The sequence below is a fragment of the Kineococcus radiotolerans SRS30216 = ATCC BAA-149 genome (genome assembly GCF_000017305.1).
GTDB classification, from domain to species: Bacteria; Actinomycetota; Actinomycetes; order Actinomycetales; family Kineococcaceae; genus Kineococcus; species Kineococcus radiotolerans.
On sequence record NC_009664.2, the window covers coordinates 3,793,339 to 3,809,427 of the forward strand.

Here is a 16,089-nt window from a genome sequence, read left to right on the forward strand (position 1 = left end):
CGTGGCGCTGACCGGTTCGCGCGAACGGCCCACCACCCGCCCCCGGGCGAGCGCCCCCGACTGGCGCCGCCCGGCGTGGCTGGACGCGACGGGGGAGTGGTTCCGCGACCGCGTGCGGCTGCTGGAGTCCCCGCTGGCCACCCACCACGTCCTGCTCGGCACCACGGCCATGCTCGTGGTGATCGGGCTGGTCATGGTGCTGTCGAGCTCCAGCGTGGAGGCGCTCACCGAGTACGGGACGCCCTACTACTTCTTCCGCAAGCAGGCCATCTTCGCCGTCCTGGGCGCGGTCGTGCTCCTCGTCGCCAGCCGCGTCCCGGCGCGCGCCTGGCAGCGGCTGGCCCTGCCCGCGCTGTTCGCCACGGCCTTCCTGCAGCTGCTCGTCTTCGTGCCCGGCATCGGCAAGGAGGTCGGCGGCAACCGGAACTGGATCCAGGTCGGCGGCTTCCAGGCCCAGCCGTCGGAGGCCGCGAAGATCGCGCTGGTGCTGGCGCTGGCGCTGGCGCTGTCGCGCCGGCAGGAGGTGCTGCACGAGCCGGCGAAGCTCGCCGCCGCGATGGTCCCCTCGGTCGGGCTGACGATCGGCCTGGTGCTGCTCTCCCGCGACCTGGGGACCGCGCTGATCATGATGGCCGTCGTGGTCGTGATGCTGTGGGTCGCCGGCATCCCCGCCCGGTGGTTCGCCCTGGCGGGCGGCATCGGCGGCCTGGTGGCCGCGCTGGCCGTCCTGAGCAGCACCAACCGCCGGCACCGCGTGCAGGACTGGCTCTCCGGCAGCACCGACAGCGCCCAGGCCATCCAGGGCCTGTCCTGGCAGCCGGTCCAGGGGAAGTACGCGCTGGCCTCGGGCGGCTGGTGGGGCCTGGGCCTCGGGGCCAGCCGGGAGAAGTGGTCCTGGCTGCCGGAGGCGCACAACGACTTCATCTTCGCGATCATCGGCGAGGAGCTGGGCCTGCCCGGGACGCTGACCATCCTCGTGCTCTTCGGCGTGCTGGCCCTGGCCACCCTGCGCCTGGTCCGGCGCTCGCAGACCCTCTACGCCAAGCTCGCCGTGGCCGGGTTCGCGGCCTGGATCCTGGGTCAGGCGGGCCTCAACATCGCCGTCGTCCTGAGCCTGCTCCCGGTCATCGGCGTCCCCCTGCCGCTCATCTCCTACGGGGGGTCCGCGCTCGTGCTGACCCTGCTGGGCGTGGGCGTCCTGCTGTCCTTCGCCCGCGCCGAGCCCGGCGCCCCCGAGGCCATCCGGGCCCGGGAGTCGGTCGTCGCCCGGTCCCTGGCGGTGCTGCCGCAACGCACCCCCAAGCGCACGCGTCCCACGAGAGGCTCGAAGTGAACGTCCTGCTCGCCGGCGGGGGGACGACGGGGCACGTGGCCCCGCTGCTCGCCACCGCCGACCACCTGCGGGCCCGCGACGCCTCGTCCCGGGTGCTCGTCCTCGGCACCACCGAGGGCGTGGAGTCCCGGCTGGTCCCCCAGCGCGGCTACGACCTCGCCGTCGTCCCGCGGGTCCCGCTGCCGCGCAAGCCGTCGGTGGACCTGCTGCGGCTGCCCGGACGGCTGCGCGCCGCCGTCGCCGCGGCCCACCGGGCCATCGAGGACGTGCGGGCCGACGTGGTCGTCGGCTTCGGCGGCTACGTCGCGACGCCGGCCTACCTCGCGGCCCGCCGCGCCGGTGTCCCCGTCGTCGTCCACGAGCAGAACGCGCTGCCGGGCATCGCCAACCGCCTCGGGGCGCGCTGGGCCGTGAGCGTCGCCGTGACGTTCCCCGGCACCCCGCTGCCGCGGGCGGTGCACACCGGGATGCCGCTGCGCTCCGAGATCACCGCCCTGGCCGCGGCTCCGGACCGCGCGGCGCGGCGGGCGGCGGCCCGGGCCGAGCTCGGCCTCGACCCCGACGCCCCGCTGCTGCTGGTGACCGGCGGGTCGCTGGGCGCCCAGCGGCTCAACGACGTCTTCGGCGCCTGCGCCGAGGAGCTCACCGCGGCCGGGGTGCAGGTGCTGCACGCCAGCGGCCGGGGCAAGCGGGTCCCGCTCGCCGCCGGGGTGGACCCCTCCCGCTACGTCGTGCGCGACTACCTCGACGGCATGGACACCGCGTACGCCGCCGCCGACCTGGTCGCCTGCCGCAGCGGGGCCGGGACGGTCAGCGAGCTCACCGCGGTGGGCCTGCCCGCCGTCTACGTCCCGCTGCCCATCGGCAACGGCGAGCAGCGGCGCAACGCCGAGCCGGTGGTGGCCGCCGGCGGCGGGGTCCTCGTCGACGACGCCGCCCTGGACGCGGCGTTCGTGCGCGAGCGCGTCCTGCCCCTGCTCACCGACGCCAGGGCCCTGGCCGTCGCGGCGCGCGCCGCCGCGGGCGCCGGGGTCCACGACGGCGCCGAGAAGCTCGTCGACCTCGTCGAGGCGGCGGCCCGGTGACGGGCCCGACCGGCGCGGCGGTGGACGGGGTCGCGCGGCTGGGCCGGGTGCACCTGCTGGGCATCGGCGGGGTCGGGATGTCGGGCATCGCCCGGCTGCTGCGCGGGCGCGGGGTGGAGGTCTCCGGCACCGACGCGGCCCCCTCGCCCACGCTGGACCGGCTGCGCGAGCTCGGGATCCGCACCCGCGTCGGGCACGACCCGGCCCACCTGGGCGACCTCGGGGCCGGCGACACCCTCGTGGTGAGCTCGGCGGTCCGCGCGACCAACCCGGAGCTGCTCGCCGCCCGCGAGCGCGGGGTGCGGGTGCTGCACCGCTCGGAGGCGCTGGCCGCGCTCATGGCCGGGCGGGCCGGGGTGGCCGTGGCCGGCACCCACGGCAAGACCACGACGTCGTCGATGCTCGCGGTGGCCCTCACCGCCGCCGGGCTGGACCCGTCCTACGCCATCGGGGGGGAGCTCACCGGCGGCGACGACGGCGGGGCCCGCGACGGGAGCGGCCCCTTCGTGGCCGAGGCGGACGAGTCCGACGGGTCCTTCCGCGCCTACGCGCCGGTCGTGGACGTCGTGACCAACGTCGAACCCGACCACCTCGACCACTACGGCACCGCGGAGGCCTTCGCCGCGGCCTTCGAGGAGTTCGTCGACCGGTTGCAGCCCGGAGGGCTGCTGGTGGCCTGCGCCGACGACCCCGGGTCCGCGGCGCTGGCCGGGCACGCGCGCGGGCGCGGCGTGCGGGTCCGCACCTACGGCGCCTCCGCCACCGCCGACGTGCGGCTGCGGGACCTGCAGCCGGGCGCCGCCGCGTCGGCGGTCCTGGTCGACGGGGGCGTCCCGCGCGAGCTGCGCCTCGCCGTGCCCGGCGAGCACAACGTGCTCAACGCGGCGGCGGCGTACTGCGCCGCGGTGGAGCTCGGCGCCGACCCGGTCGCGGTGCTGGAGGGACTGGCCCGCTTCGGCGGGGCCCGGCGCCGCTTCGAGCTCAAGGGCGAGGCGGCCGGGGTGCGGGTGGTCGACGACTACGCCCACCACCCGACGGAGGTCGAGGCGCTGCTGCGCGCGGCGCGCCCGGTCGCGGGCGGGGGACGGGTCGTGGTGGTCTTCCAGCCGCACCTGGTCAGCCGCACCCGGGCCTTCGCCGCGGAGTTCGGCCGCGCGCTGGCCCTGGCCGACGAGGTCGTCGTCCTCGACGTCTACGTCGCCCGCGAGGACCCCGACCCGGAGGTCACCGGGGCGCTGGTGGCCGACGCGGTCCCGCTGCCGGCGGGCCGCGTGCGCTTCCTGCCCGACCGCTCGGCGGCAGCGGGGACGCTGGCCGCGACGGTGCGGGCGGGCGACCTGCTGCTGACCGTCGGCGCGGGTGACGTCACGACCGTGGGCCCCGAGGTCCTGAACCTGCTGGCGGAGCGCTGATGGCGCGTCCGACCCGGCCCCGCCAGCCCCCGGCGCCCCCGCCCGCGTCGGCGGGCGAGCCCGCCCCGGTGCGCCGGAGCGGTGCCCCGCAGCGTCGGCGGGCCGTGCGCGCGGCCGGTCAGACCCCGGTGGTCCCGGCGAGGTCGCGGACCCCGTCGGCCCGGGAGACCCGCCCCGCTCCCGCCGCGGCGCGCGGCGGGGCGCGCCCGGGCGGCCGGCAGCGCCCGCCCGTCGCCGACCTGGCCGGCGCCCGTCGCGCCCGGCGCTGGCGGCCGGGACGGCGCGCGGGCGGGGTCCTGGCCGTGCTGGGCCTCCTCCTCGTCGCGGCCGGCTGGCTGCTGCTGGGCTCGCCCTGGCTGCGCGTGACGGAGGTCCGCGTCGACGGCGTGGAGCGCACCGACCTCGCGACGGTGCGGGCCGTGGTGGACGGGCAGCGCGGGAACGCGCTGGCCCGGGTGGACACGCGCTCGCTGGCGGCGGAGGTGTCCGCGCTGCCGCTGGTGCAGGGCGCCGACGTGGTGCGGTCGTGGCCCTCGACCCTGGTCGTGACCGTCCACGAGCGCCAGGCCGTCGCGGCCGTGCCCTCGACCACCGGCGGGGTCGACCTCGTCGACGGCACGGGGACGGTGCTGGTGCACGCCGCTGACGCCCCGAGCGGGGTCCCGCTCCTCGACGTCGACGTGGCCGCGGCGGGCGGCGACGCCCTGCAGGCGGCGATCGCGGTGAACGCCACGCTGTCCACGGAGGTCCGGTCACGGGTGTCGTCGATCTCCGCGACCAGTCCCGACGCGGTCTCCCTGCAGCTGGCGGGGGGCCCGCGGGTGGTGTGGGGCGACGACAGCCGCCCCGAGCGCAAGGCCGAGGTGCTGCTGCGGCTGCTGGCGGACCCGACGGCGTCGGCGGGTTCCGTCCTCGACGTCTCCGCGCCCGACGCGCCCGCCGTCACCCCGTGAGGCCGTCCCTCCTCTGAACTCCTGGTGATTCCTTAGTCACTGAGGGTCATTTGTGGTGTAGATCCCGGATCCGAACGGGGTGTTGTCGCGACACGCCGTGCCGACGGTTGCAGTTCACCTCCTCCGCTCCCTACGGTCACCATCCAGCAGGAAGTGACATAACGTTGACCCTCTACCTGAGGGTCAGGGTTCGGCACCACCGCTCAGACAGCGACACAGGCGAAAGAGGCGAGAGGCACTCGACGTGGCAGCTCCGCAGAACTACCTAGCGGTCATCAAGGTCGTCGGCGTCGGCGGCGGCGGCGTGAACGCGGTCAACCGGATGATCGAGGTCGGCCTCAAGGGCGTCGAGTTCATCGCCGTCAACACCGACGCCCAGGCGCTCCTCATGTCCGACGCGGACGTGAAGCTCGACGTCGGACGCGAGCTCACCCGCGGGCTCGGCGCCGGCGCCGACCCGGAGGTCGGCCGCAAGGCGGCCGAGGACCACGCCGAGGAGATCGAGGAGGTGCTCAAGGGCGCCGACATGGTCTTCGTCACGGCCGGCGAGGGCGGTGGCACCGGCACCGGCGGGGCGCCCGTCGTGGCCCGCATCGCCCGCTCGCTCGGGGCGCTGACCATCGGTGTGGTCACCCGTCCCTTCACCTTCGAGGGCCGCCGTCGCGCCAACTCCGCCGAGAGCGGCATCGCCGAGCTCCGCGACGAGGTCGACACCCTCATCGTCATCCCCAACGACCGGCTGCTGTCGATCTCCGACAAGCAGGTCAGCATCCTCGACGCCTTCAAGTCGGCCGACCAGGTGCTGCTCTCCGGTGTCCAGGGCATCACCGACCTCATCACCACCCCGGGTCTGATCAACCTCGACTTCGCGGACGTGAAGTCGGTCATGCAGGGCGCGGGTTCGGCCCTCATGGGCATCGGCTCCGCCCGCGGCGACGACCGGGCCGTCCAGGCCGCGGAGTCGGCGATCTCCTCGCCGCTGCTCGAGGCCAGCATCGACGGCGCGCACGGCGTGCTGCTGTCGATCCAGGGTGGTTCCGACCTCGGTCTCTACGAGATCAACGAGGCTGCCCGCCTGGTCCAGGAGGCTGCGCACCCCGAGGCGAACATCATCTTCGGCGCCGTCATCGACGACGCCCTCGGCGACGAGGTGCGGGTCACCGTCATCGCGGCGGGCTTCGACTCCGGCACCCCGGTCCGCCGCCGCGACGAGCGGGCGCTGGGGCAGGTCTCCGGCCGTCCCCAGCAGGGCAGCGCCGTGCCGCCGCGCACGACGCGCCCCGACGCCTGGGGCGCCCCCGCGGCCCCCGCCGCGCCGGCTCCGCAGTACCAGCAGCAGGAGCAGCCGCCCGCCCCGGCGCCCGCCCCGCAGCCGCAGTACGCCCAGGCCCAGCAGGCTCCCTCGCGGCCCTACGGCCAGCAGGAGTACGTCCCCTCGCAGTACGGCCAGCCCGCCTACGGCCAGCAGCCGCCCGCGGCGCCCCAGCAGCAGCAGGCGCCCCAGCAGCCGGCGCCCCAGCCGGTGGCCCATCAGGCGCCGCAGGTCGTGCCGAGCGAGGACCCGGTCCAGGTGCCCCGGATCATCGAGCTCCCGCAGGACAACGCCTCGGTGCGTCGTCCGGGCCGTCCGCGGCCCGAGGAGGACGACCTGGACGTGCCCGACTTCCTCAAGTGACGCCGTCCCTCCCGTCGGGTCGGTGAGCGTGCCCGACGAGCGCGTCCCGCTGTTGGACGCCGGCCTCCCGGCCGGCGTCCGCGGCGGGTTCACCACCCGGGCCGGTGGCCGCGGTCCGGCCCCGTACGACGGCCTGAACCTCGGTGACCACGTCGGCGACGACCCCGCCCGGGTCGCGGCGCACCGCGAGGCGCTGCGCGCCGCCGTGGGGGCCGAGCACCTGGTCGTGGGCGAGCAGGTGCACGGCGCCGACGTCGTCGAGGTCCACGGCCCGCCGGCGGTCGTCCCGCGCGCCGACGCCCTGATCACCGCCGTCCCCGGGCTGGCCCTCGCCGTCGTGGTCGCCGACTGCGTCCCCGTGCTGCTGGCCGACCCGCGCGCGGGCCTGGTCGCGGTGGCCCACGCCGGCCGTCCGGGTCTCGTGGCGGGTGTCGTCCCCGCCGTGGTCGCGGCGCTGCGCGCCCGCGGCGCGCAGGACCTCGTCGCGGTCCTCGGCCCCTCCGTCTGCGGGGGCTGCTACGAGGTGCCGCAGGCGATGTCCGACGAGGTCGCCGCCCGGGTCCCCGCGGCCCGGGCCCGGACGCGCCGGGGCACCCCGGCCGTCGACGTGGCGGCCGGGGTCCTCGCGCAGCTGGAGCGGCTCGCCGTCCCCGCCTCCCGCGTGGAGCGCTGCACCGTCGAGGACGACGACCTCTTCTCCTACCGCCGCGAGGGCCGGACCGGGCGCAGCGGGGGCGTGGTGGTGCTGGCGTGAACGACCGTCGCGAGGAGCTCGCCGCGGGGCTGGACGCCGTCCGCGCCCGCCTCGCCGCCGCCGCCCGCGCCGCCGGGCGCGATCCCGGCACCCTGACCCTCGTCGCGGTCACCAAGTTCTTCCCCGCCTCCGACGTCCGCCTCCTGGCGGGGCTGGGCGTGCGCGACGCGGGGGAGAACCGCGACCAGGAGGCCTCGGCCAAGGCGGCCGAGCTGGCGGACCTGCCCGATCTGCACTGGCACTTCATCGGGCAGGTGCAGACGAACAAGGTGCGCTCGGTGGTCCGCTACGCCGGGTCGGTGCACTCCGTGGACCGGGTCCGCCTCGCCGACGCCCTCGGGCGCGCCGCGGCCGGGGCCGGCCGCGAGCTCGGCTGCTTCGTCCAGGTCGACCTCGCCGAGGCCCTGGGGCTGCCCGCGGACTCCGGCCGCGGGGGCGCGGCGGGCGAGGAGGTCCTGCGGGTGGCCGACGCCGTCGCGGGCGCGGACGCGCTGCGGCTGCGGGGGTTGATGGCCGTGGCGCCGCTGGGCGTGGAACCGGCCGCGGCCTTCGACGCGCTGGCGCGCACCGCGCAGCGGGTGCGCGAGCACCACCCGGGGGCGCTCGAGCTGTCGGCGGGGATGAGCGGAGACCTCGAGCAGGCCGTGGCCGCGGGGGCGACACACCTGCGTGTCGGCAGCGCCATCCTCGGCTCCCGTCCTCCCGCGCGGTAACGTCCGCGTGTCCGGTCCCGTGGCCGGGTGCACACCAGACGAGACCCAGCACATCCCGAGGAGCCTGCGATGGCCGGCGCGCTGCGCAATGCGATGGTCTACCTCGGCCTCGCGGAGGACGACCGCTACGCCGAGGACACCGAGCCCGAGACGACGCGCCCCCGGGTCGAGGCCGCCCGCGAGGTGCGCGTCGAGTCCCGGCACGAGGCGCGCCCCGAGGTCCGGCACGAACCCCGGCCGGAGGTGTCCGTCGAGCGTCGGCCCGCTCCCGCGACCACCGCCCAGGTGACCCCGATCAGGAAGCAGGTGGCCCACGTGGTTCCCCAGACGTCGACCACCTCCTCGTCCCCCGAGCTGCACCGGATCACGACGATCCACCCGCGGACCTACAACGAGGCCAAGACCATCGGCGAGTCGTTCCGCGAGGGCGTCCCGGTGATCATGAACCTGACGGACATGGACGACTCCGACGCCAAGCGGCTGGTGGACTTCTCCGCCGGTCTGGTCTTCGGGCTGCACGGTGCGATCGAGCGGGTGACCAACAAGGTCTTCCTGCTCTCGCCGGCGAACGTGGAGGTCGCCTCCCAGGAGGAGGAGCGTCCGACCGAGCGAACCTTCTTCAACCAGTCCTGATCGGTCGTGACCACGGCGTGCGATCAGGCAGGATGATTCCGTGGCCGTGGTCTTCAAGCTCGCCGAGTTCGTCGTCCTGATCTTCTTCATCTGCCTCATCGGCAGGTTGGTCCTGGACTGGGTCCAGGCCCTGTCGCGGGAGTGGCGGCCCCGCGGGGCGGTCCTGGTGGGCGCGGAGGCCGTGTACACGGTCACCGACCCGCCGCTGAAGCTGCTGCGCCGGATCCTGCCGCCGCTGCGGCTGGGTGCCGTCCAGCTGGACCTCGCCTTCCTCGTGCTCGCCATCCTCTGCTCGATCCTCATGCCGACGTTCGAGAGCCTGGCGGTGCGCTCCGCGCTGTCCTGACCGGGCCGCGGGCCCCGACCTCCGCGGGGGCCGGGGCGATCACGTGGGCTACGGTGAAGGCCGGTTCGCCGTCCGTCCGGGGCGGTCCGTCAGCAGAGGTGTGGAGATGCCGCTCACTCCGGAAGACGTCGTCGAGAAGCGATTCAACCCCACGCGCGTGCGCGAGGGGTACGCCCAGGACGAGGTCGACGACTTCCTCGACGAGGTCGTCGCCGAGCTGCGCCGGCTCAACGGCGAGAACGCCGAGCTGCGCGGTCAGCTCAGCCAGTGCCAGGCCCGGGTCGCCGAGCTGACCCGGGCGGGCGCCCAGGTCGCGGACGCGCCCGCCCCGGTCGCCGAGGTCCCCGAGGCCGCCGAGCCGGTCGTCGAACCCGTGGCCGAGGAGGAACCCCCGGCCCCCGAGCCGGAGCCGGCGCCGGTGAGCGCGCCCGCTCCCCAGCCCGCCGCTGCGGCGGGGGAGGACGCGGCCGTGCGCGCCGCCGGGGTCATCGCCCTGGCGCAGCGCCTGCACGACGAGTACGTCCGCGAGGGTGAGGCGCAGCGCGACGCGCTCGTCGCCGCGGCCCAGGAGCAGGCCCAGCGCGTAGTGACCGAGGCGGAGGCGCAGCGCGAGCGCACGCTGGGCGAGCTGGAGACCCGCCGGCACGTCCTCGAGGACGTCATCCACGAGCTGCACGGCCGTGAGACCACCTACCGCGAGCAGCTCGACCGCTTCATGGCCTCCCAGCTCGAGGACCTGCGCCGCCTGGCCCGCGTCGTCCCCGACGACGCCGTGACCCGCTAGGTCCTCCGGGACCGCTCCCGCAGCCGCCACCCCGCCGGGGTGGCGGCTGTCGTGGTTCCGGGGCCCCCGCCCGGCTGATGCTGGCAACTTTCCGTTTCCGGTTGCTCACACACGGTGATATCCCTAGTGTCTCCCGCACGCGGTGCGTCAGCCGCGCTCGATGTGAGGGGGGACCACGATGCACGGGGTGTCTGCAGGGACCGCGACCGCCGGGGCGGCAGCCAGGACCACGGGGCGCGCCGCTCGCGCCGCGGCGGTGCGCGAGCTGCCGGTCGTGCCGGTCCACGACTCCGAGGAGGCCTGGACCCCCGCCGAGCTCGACGAGGTCCGCGTCGAGCTGCAGCTCGAGATCGACCGGCTCTCCGCGGAGCTGGCCGAGGCGTCCTCCTCGTTCTCCGCGCTCGTGCGCTCCGGCGAGGGCGCCGGCGACGACCAGGTCGACCACGGCGCCACCACGGCCGGGCGCGAGCACGAGATGACCATCGTCAACAACGCGCGCGAGCTGCTCGAGCAGACCCAGCGCGCCCTGGTGCGCCTGGGCTCGGGCGTCTACGGCGTCTGCGAGTCCTGCGACGGCCCGGTCGGCAAGGCCCGCCTGCAGGCCTTCCCGCGCGTGACCCTCTGCGTGCGCTGCAAGTCCCGCGGCGAACGCCGCTGAGCCGCCTCCCGGTCGGCGCTCGCACGGGTGGTCCCCGGCGATCGCCGACCGGGGCGGGCGGACGGCGTGGGACACTGGGGCGCCATGACCGATGCCACCCCCGCCCCGGAGCCGTCCCCCCCGGGGACCGACGACCGGCGCCCCCGCTACGCGCTGTGGACCGCCCTCGTCTGGGCCGTGGTCTACGCGCTGGACCAGGTCACCAAGGTGCTGGCCGTCGCGAACCTCGTGGAGGAGGGCGACCCGCAGCCCCTGGTCGGTGACCTGCTGCAGCTGCACCTGATCCGCAACCCCGGCGCCGCGTTCGGCTTCGCCACCGGGTTCACCTGGATCTTCACCGTCCTGGCCGCGGTCGTGGTCGTGGTCGTGGTCCGGATGTCCCGGAAGCTGCGCAGCCTGCCGTGGGCGCTGGCCTTCGGGTTCCTGCTCGCCGGGGCCACCGGCAACCTCACCGACCGCCTGCTGCGCGAGCCCGGCTTCGCGCGCGGCCACGTCGTGGACTTCCTCCAGCTGCCGCACTGGCCGATCTTCAACGTCGCGGACGCCAGCATCTGCACCGCGGCCGTCCTCATCGCGGTGCTCGCCGTCCGCGGGACGGGCCTCGACGGCCGCCGCGAGACGCGTCCCGCCCGCACCCACCAGGAGGCCGAGGGTGCCTGAGCAGCGCAGCCTGCCCGTCCCCGACGGCCTGGAGGGCGAACGCGTCGACGCGGCCCTGTCCCGGCTGCTGGGCCTCTCCCGCACCCGCGCGGCCGACATCGCCGCGGCCGGTCACGTCCTCGTCGACGGCCGCGCGGTCGGCAAGTCCGACCGCCTCACCGCCGGGGCGTGGCTGGAGGTCGAGGTCCCCGACGCCCCCGGCGCCCCGACCGCCGTGGCGGAGCGGATCGAGGGCCTGACGATCGTGCACGACGACGACGACCTCGTGGTCGTCGACAAGCCCGTCGGCGTCGCCGCCCACCCCAGCCCCGGCTGGACCGGTCCCACGGTCGTGGGGGGCCTGATGGGCGCGGGCTACACCATCGCCACCTCCGGCTCGGCCGAGCGGCAGGGCGTCGTGCACCGCCTCGACGTCGGCACCTCGGGGTTGATGGTCGTCGCCAAGAGCGAGCACGCCTACTCCGCCCTCAAGCGCGCCTTCAAGGAGCGCACGGTCGAGAAGGTCTACCACGCCCTCGTGCAGGGCCACCCGGACCCGCTGCGCGGCACCATCGACGCCCCCATCGGCCGCCACCCGGGCGGGACGTACAAGTTCGCGGTCACGGCCGAGGGCAAGCCCAGCGTCACCCACTACGAGGTGCTGGAGGCGTTCCGCGCCGCCGCCCTCTGCGAGGTGCACCTGGAGACCGGGCGCACCCACCAGATCCGCGTCCACTTCTCGGCGTTGCGCCACCCCTGCGTGGGGGACCTCAACTACGGCGCGGACCCGACGCTGGCCGCGCGCCTGGGCCTGACCCGCCAGTGGCTGCACGCCGTGCGGCTGGGCTTCGAGCACCCGGGGACGGGGCAGGCGGTGGAGTTCACCAGCAGCTACCCCGAGGACCTCGCCACCGCGCTGGAGCGGTTGCAGGACTGACCCCTCCGGTCCCCCCGGCGCGAGTGTCGGGGGGCCTGCGCGTCCGACCCGGCGCCTACCATCGACACGCACCACCAGCTCACCCCCAGGAGGCGCCGACCATGGCATCCGCGGACTCGTTCGCCCACCTGCACGTCCACACCGAGTACTCCATGCTGGACGGTGCGGCCAAGGTGGACGACCTCTTCCGCACCGCCGCGGAGATGGGGATGCCGGCGGTCGCCACCACCGACCACGGCTTCGTCTTCGGCGCCTACGACTTCTGGAAGACGGCCAAGAAGCACGGCGTGAAGCCGATCATCGGCGTCGAGGCCTACCTGACCCCGGGCACGGCCCGCCAGGACAAGACCCGCGTGAAGTGGGGCGACCCCAACGGCCGCTCCGGCGACGACGTGTCGGGCGCGGGGTCCTACACCCACATGACGATGCTGGCCCAGAACACCGCCGGCATGCACAACCTCTTCAAGATGAGCAGCCTCGCCAGCCTCGAGGGCTTCCTCTACAAGCCCCGCATGGACCGCGAGCTGCTCTCGCAGTACTCCGCCGGCCTCATCGCCACCACGGGCTGCCCCTCGGGGGAGGTCCAGACGCGGCTGCGGCTGGGCCAGTACGACGAGGCCCGCAAGGCCGCCGCGGACTACCGCGACATCTTCGGGGCGGAGAACTTCTTCTGCGAGCTGATGGACCACGGCCTCGACATCGAGCGCCGCGTCCAGGACGACCTGCTCAAGCTGGCCAAGGACCTCGACCTGCCGCTGCTGGCCACCAACGACCTGCACTACACCCACGCGGGGGACTCCCAGGCGCACGCGGCGCTGCTGTGCGTGCAGTCCGGTTCGACGCTGGCCGACCCCAAGCGCTTCAAGTTCGACGCCGACGAGTTCTACCTCAAGAGCCCCGCCGAGATGCGCCACGTGTGGCGCGACCACCCCGAGGCCTGCGACAACACCCTGCTCATCGCCGAGCGGTGCGAGGTCGAGTTCACCGAGTCCACCGGCGCCTACATGCCGCGCTTCCCCTGCCCGGAGGGGGAGGACGAGGAGAGCTGGTTCGTCAAGGAGGTCTGGAGCGGGCTGGCCCAGCGCTACCCGGCGGGCATCCCCGACGACGTGCGCAAGCAGGCCGACTACGAGATCGAGGTCATCACCTCCAAGGGCTACGCCGGGTACTTCCTCGTCGTCGCCGACTTCATCAACTGGTCCAAGGAGAACGGCATCCGGGTCGGACCGGGCCGTGGTTCCGGCGCGGGGTCGATGGCCGCCTACGCCATGAAGATCACCGACCTGGACCCGTTGCGCCACGGCCTGTTCTTCGAGCGCTTCCTCAACCCCGAGCGCATGTCCATGCCCGACTTCGACGTCGACTTCGACGAACGCCGCCGCGGTGAGGTCATCCAGTACGTCGTCGAGAAGTACGGCACCGACCGCGTCGCGCAGATCGTCACCTACGGCACGATCAAGGCGAAGCAGGCGGTCAAGGACTCCTCGCGCGTCCTGGGTTTCCCGTTCTCCATGGGCGACCGCATCACGAAGACGATGCCGCCGGCCGTCATGGGCAAGGACATCCCGCTGTCGGGGATCTTCGACCCGAACCACAAGCGGTACTCCGAGGCGGGGGAGTTCCGCGAGCTCTACAAGTCCGACCCCGAGGTCGTGAAGGTCGTCGACACCGCCCGCGGTCTCGAGGGGCTGAAGCGGCAGTGGGGCGTGCACGCCGCGGGCGTCATCATGTCGTCCGACCCGCTGATCGACCTCATCCCGATCATGAAGCGGGAAGCCGACGGCGCGATCATCACCCAGTTCGACTACCCGACGTGCGAGACGCTCGGGCTGGTCAAGATGGACTTCCTGGGGCTGCGCAACCTCACGATCCTCGACGACGCCCTGAAGAACGTCGTGGCCAACGGCAAGGAGGCCGTCGACCTCGACGCCCTCGAGCTCGACGACCAGGCCACGTTCGACCTCCTCGGCCGCGGGGACACCCTCGGGGTGTTCCAGTTCGACGGCGGGCCCATGCGCTCGCTGCTGCGGCTCATGCGCCCGGACAACTTCGAGGACATCTCCGCCGTCGGTGCCCTCTACCGCCCGGGGCCGATGGGCGCGGGTTCGCACACCGCCTACGCCCGGCGCAAGAACGGCCAGGAGCCGATCACCCCGATCCACCCCGAGCTCGAGGAACCCCTGAAGGAGATCCTCGGCACGACCTACGGCCTGATCGTGTACCAGGAGCAGGTCATGTCGATCGCGCAGAAGGTCGCCGGGTACTCCCTCGGCAGCGCCGACCTGCTGCGCCGGGCCATGGGCAAGAAGAAGCGCGAGGTCCTCGACGCCGAGTACGTGGGCTTCGAGAAGGGGATGCTGGACAACGGGTTCTCCAAGGAGTGCGTCAAGGCGCTCTGGGACATCCTCGTCCCCTTCTCCGACTACGCCTTCAACAAGGCCCACTCCGCGGCCTACGGGCTGGTCTCCTACTGGACGGCCTACCTCAAGGCGAACTACCCGGCGGAGTACATGGCCGCGGTGCTCACCTCGGTGCGCGACGACAAGGACAAGTCCGCGCTGTACCTCAACGAGTGCCGCCGCATGGGCATCCAGGTGCTCCCGCCGGACGTCAACGAGTCCAGCGCGAACTTCACCGCCGTGGGCGCCGACATCCGCTTCGGCCTCACCGCGATCCGCAACGTCGGCGCCAACGTCGTCGACGCGGTCGTGGAGGCCCGGGCGGAGAAGGGCCGTTACGAGTCGTTCACCGACTTCCTCACCAAGGTCCCCGCGGTCGTCTGCAACAAGCGCACCATCGAGTCGCTCATCAAGGCCGGCGCCTTCGACTCCCTGGGGCACCGCCGCCGCGCGCTGGTGGCCAAGCACGAGGACGCCGTGGACGCCGTCGTGGACGTCAAGCGCAACGAGGCCATCGGGCAGTTCGACCTGTTCGCCGGTCTCGGCGGGGACGACGACGGCGGGGCGGGGGGCTTCCACGTCGAGATCCCGGACCTGCCCGAGTGGGAGAAGGCCGAGCTGCTGGCCCACGAGCGGCAGATGCTCGGCCTCTACGTCTCCGACCACCCGCTGTTCGGGTTGGAGCGGCTGTTGGCCAACGCCTCCGACGTGCCGATCGCGACGCTGCTGGAGGACGAGTCCCGTCCCGACGGCTCGAACATCACCATCGCGGGGATGATCACCGGGCTGCAGCGCAAGACGACCAAGCAGGGCAACTACTGGGCGATCGTCACCGTCGAGGACCTCGCGGGGGCCATCGAGTGCCTGTTCTTCCCCCAGGCCTACGCCGACGTGGCGCAGCTGCTGGCCGAGGACCTCGTCGTCGTCGTCAAGGGCCGGCTCAACCGGCGCGACGAGGTGCCGACGATCTACGCCTCCGGCCTCACCGTGCCGGACATCTCCAGCACCGACGGGGTGCCCGTCACGGTCACGCTGCCGACGGCGCGCTGCACGACGCAGGTCGTGGAGAAGCTGAAGTCCGTCCTCGAGACCCACGCCGGCTCCACCGAGGTCCGGCTGCGGCTGACGAGGAACGGCGGCGGCAGCGGGACGCTGATGCGCCTGGACGACTCGCTGCGCGTCACCCCCAGCCCGGCCCTGTTCGGCGACCTGAAGCAGCTGCTCGGCCCCGCGTGCCTGGTGTGACGGCCGCCCCGGTCCCGGGGCCCGGGCGGACGGACCGGCTGCCGCTGGTCCTGCTCTTCGGCCAGGCCCTGCTGGGCCTGGTCGTGGGGGTCGTGTGGTGGGCGCTCACCCGCCACCCCCCGACCTGGGTGGTGGGCGAACCGGTCGTCACCTCGCCCGCGGTGTACCCCGTCGCCCGCGACGGGGTCTTCACCGTGCTCACCGGCCTGCTCGGGGTCCTCGCGGGGCTCGCCGTCGTCCGCGCCCCGGGGCCGAGGCCCCTGCTCCTGCTGGGGGCCGCCCTGGCGGGGGCGGCGGCCGGTGCGCTGCTGGCCGCGGGGCTGGGCACGTCCCTGCCGCCCACCGACCCCGCCGACAGCGCCCACGTGACGCTGCACGCGTGGGTCGTGCTGCTGGTCCAGCCGTTCGTCGTCGCCGTCGTCGTCGCGCTCGTGACGCTCACCCGGTCGCTGCTGGAGTGGACGCGCGTGCCCTGAGCGCGTCGCGGTGGGCCCGAAGCGGTTGAACGGTCTACTGTGCCGGG

15 protein-coding genes are annotated in these 16,089 nt (G+C 74.3%); all 15 read left to right on the plus strand.

What is annotated here, in order from left to right; genetic code table 11:
• Position 1: 1 nt before the first annotated feature.
• The 15 genes from ftsW (at position 2) to KRAD_RS18065 (ending at position 16,042) form a co-directional block, all read left to right on the plus strand.
• The gene (gene ftsW / locus KRAD_RS17995; RefSeq protein WP_012087083.1) at positions 2-1,333 is read left to right on the plus strand and encodes a putative lipid II flippase FtsW; all 1,332 of its coding nucleotides are present in this window, start codon (positions 2-4) and stop codon (positions 1,331-1,333) included.
• Positions 1,330-2,418 carry an undecaprenyldiphospho-muramoylpentapeptide beta-N-acetylglucosaminyltransferase gene (murG, locus tag KRAD_RS18000; protein ID WP_012087084.1) on the plus strand — a complete coding sequence of 363 codons (1,089 nt, stop codon included), beginning with the start codon at positions 1,330-1,332 and terminating at the stop codon, positions 2,416-2,418. Before ftsW ends, murG begins: the two co-directional genes overlap by 4 nt.
• Positions 2,415-3,830, plus strand: coding sequence for a UDP-N-acetylmuramate--L-alanine ligase (murC, locus tag KRAD_RS18005; protein ID WP_012087085.1), 1,416 nt, complete (start codon positions 2,415-2,417; stop codon positions 3,828-3,830). Before murG ends, murC begins: the two co-directional genes overlap by 4 nt.
• A gap of 104 nt (positions 3,831-3,934) precedes the next feature.
• Positions 3,935-4,783, plus strand: coding sequence for a cell division protein FtsQ/DivIB (locus KRAD_RS18010; protein WP_049821276.1), 849 nt, complete (start codon positions 3,935-3,937; stop codon positions 4,781-4,783).
• A 244-nt stretch (positions 4,784-5,027) separates the two neighbouring features.
• Positions 5,028-6,458 (plus strand): cell division protein FtsZ, encoded by a 1,431-nt coding sequence (gene ftsZ, locus KRAD_RS18015; RefSeq protein WP_012087087.1) that lies wholly within the window; start codon positions 5,028-5,030, stop codon positions 6,456-6,458.
• Between the two features lie 28 nt (positions 6,459-6,486).
• Complete coding sequence (pgeF, locus tag KRAD_RS18020) at positions 6,487-7,212, plus strand: peptidoglycan editing factor PgeF (protein ID WP_012087088.1); 726 nt, start codon at positions 6,487-6,489, stop codon at positions 7,210-7,212.
• Entirely contained in the window at positions 7,209-7,925 is a 717-nt protein-coding gene (locus KRAD_RS18025) for a YggS family pyridoxal phosphate-dependent enzyme (protein ID WP_012087089.1), read from the plus strand. Before pgeF ends, KRAD_RS18025 begins: the two co-directional genes overlap by 4 nt.
• A gap of 69 nt (positions 7,926-7,994) precedes the next feature.
• Positions 7,995-8,558, plus strand: a complete 564-nt coding sequence (locus KRAD_RS18030; RefSeq protein WP_012087090.1) for a cell division protein SepF — start codon at positions 7,995-7,997, stop codon at positions 8,556-8,558.
• Positions 8,559-8,598: 40 nt separating this feature from the next.
• Entirely contained in the window at positions 8,599-8,904 is a 306-nt protein-coding gene (locus KRAD_RS18035; RefSeq protein WP_012087091.1) for a YggT family protein, read from the plus strand.
• Positions 8,905-9,010: 106 nt separating this feature from the next.
• Positions 9,011-9,688, plus strand: a complete 678-nt coding sequence (locus KRAD_RS27675) for a DivIVA domain-containing protein (RefSeq protein ID WP_012087092.1) — start codon at positions 9,011-9,013, stop codon at positions 9,686-9,688.
• Positions 9,689-9,866: 178 nt separating this feature from the next.
• Positions 9,867-10,346, plus strand: a complete 480-nt coding sequence (locus KRAD_RS18045; RefSeq protein WP_012087093.1) for a TraR/DksA family transcriptional regulator — start codon at positions 9,867-9,869, stop codon at positions 10,344-10,346.
• 84 nt (positions 10,347-10,430) lie between these two features.
• Complete coding sequence (gene lspA, locus KRAD_RS18050) at positions 10,431-11,006, plus strand: signal peptidase II (protein WP_157873644.1); 576 nt, start codon at positions 10,431-10,433, stop codon at positions 11,004-11,006.
• Positions 10,999-11,922, plus strand: coding sequence for an RluA family pseudouridine synthase (locus KRAD_RS18055; RefSeq protein WP_012087095.1), 924 nt, complete (start codon positions 10,999-11,001; stop codon positions 11,920-11,922). Before lspA ends, KRAD_RS18055 begins: the two co-directional genes overlap by 8 nt.
• Positions 11,923-12,023: 101 nt before the next feature.
• Positions 12,024-15,566 carry a DNA polymerase III subunit alpha gene (dnaE, locus tag KRAD_RS18060; RefSeq protein WP_012087096.1) on the plus strand — a complete coding sequence of 1,181 codons (3,543 nt, stop codon included), beginning with the start codon at positions 12,024-12,026 and terminating at the stop codon, positions 15,564-15,566.
• Positions 15,563-16,042 (plus strand): hypothetical protein, encoded by a 480-nt coding sequence (locus KRAD_RS18065; protein WP_041292194.1) that lies wholly within the window; start codon positions 15,563-15,565, stop codon positions 16,040-16,042. The genes dnaE and KRAD_RS18065 overlap by 4 nt, the downstream gene beginning before the upstream one ends.
• The last annotated feature ends 47 nt before the right edge of the window (positions 16,043-16,089 follow it).

Excerpts from the sequence above, each read along its gene's own strand:
- KRAD_RS18030 (WP_012087090.1), top strand. The coding sequence starts at position 7,995 with ATGGCCGGCGCGCTGCGCAATGCGATGGTCTACCTCGGCCTCGCGGAG.
- KRAD_RS27675 (WP_012087092.1), top strand. The coding sequence starts at position 9,011 with ATGCCGCTCACTCCGGAAGACGTCGTCGAGAAGCGATTCAACCCCACG.
- KRAD_RS18045 (WP_012087093.1), top strand. The coding sequence starts at position 9,867 with ATGCACGGGGTGTCTGCAGGGACCGCGACCGCCGGGGCGGCAGCCAGG.
- lspA (WP_157873644.1), top strand. The coding sequence starts at position 10,431 with ATGACCGATGCCACCCCCGCCCCGGAGCCGTCCCCCCCGGGGACCGAC.
- dnaE (WP_012087096.1), top strand. The coding sequence starts at position 12,024 with ATGGCATCCGCGGACTCGTTCGCCCACCTGCACGTCCACACCGAGTAC.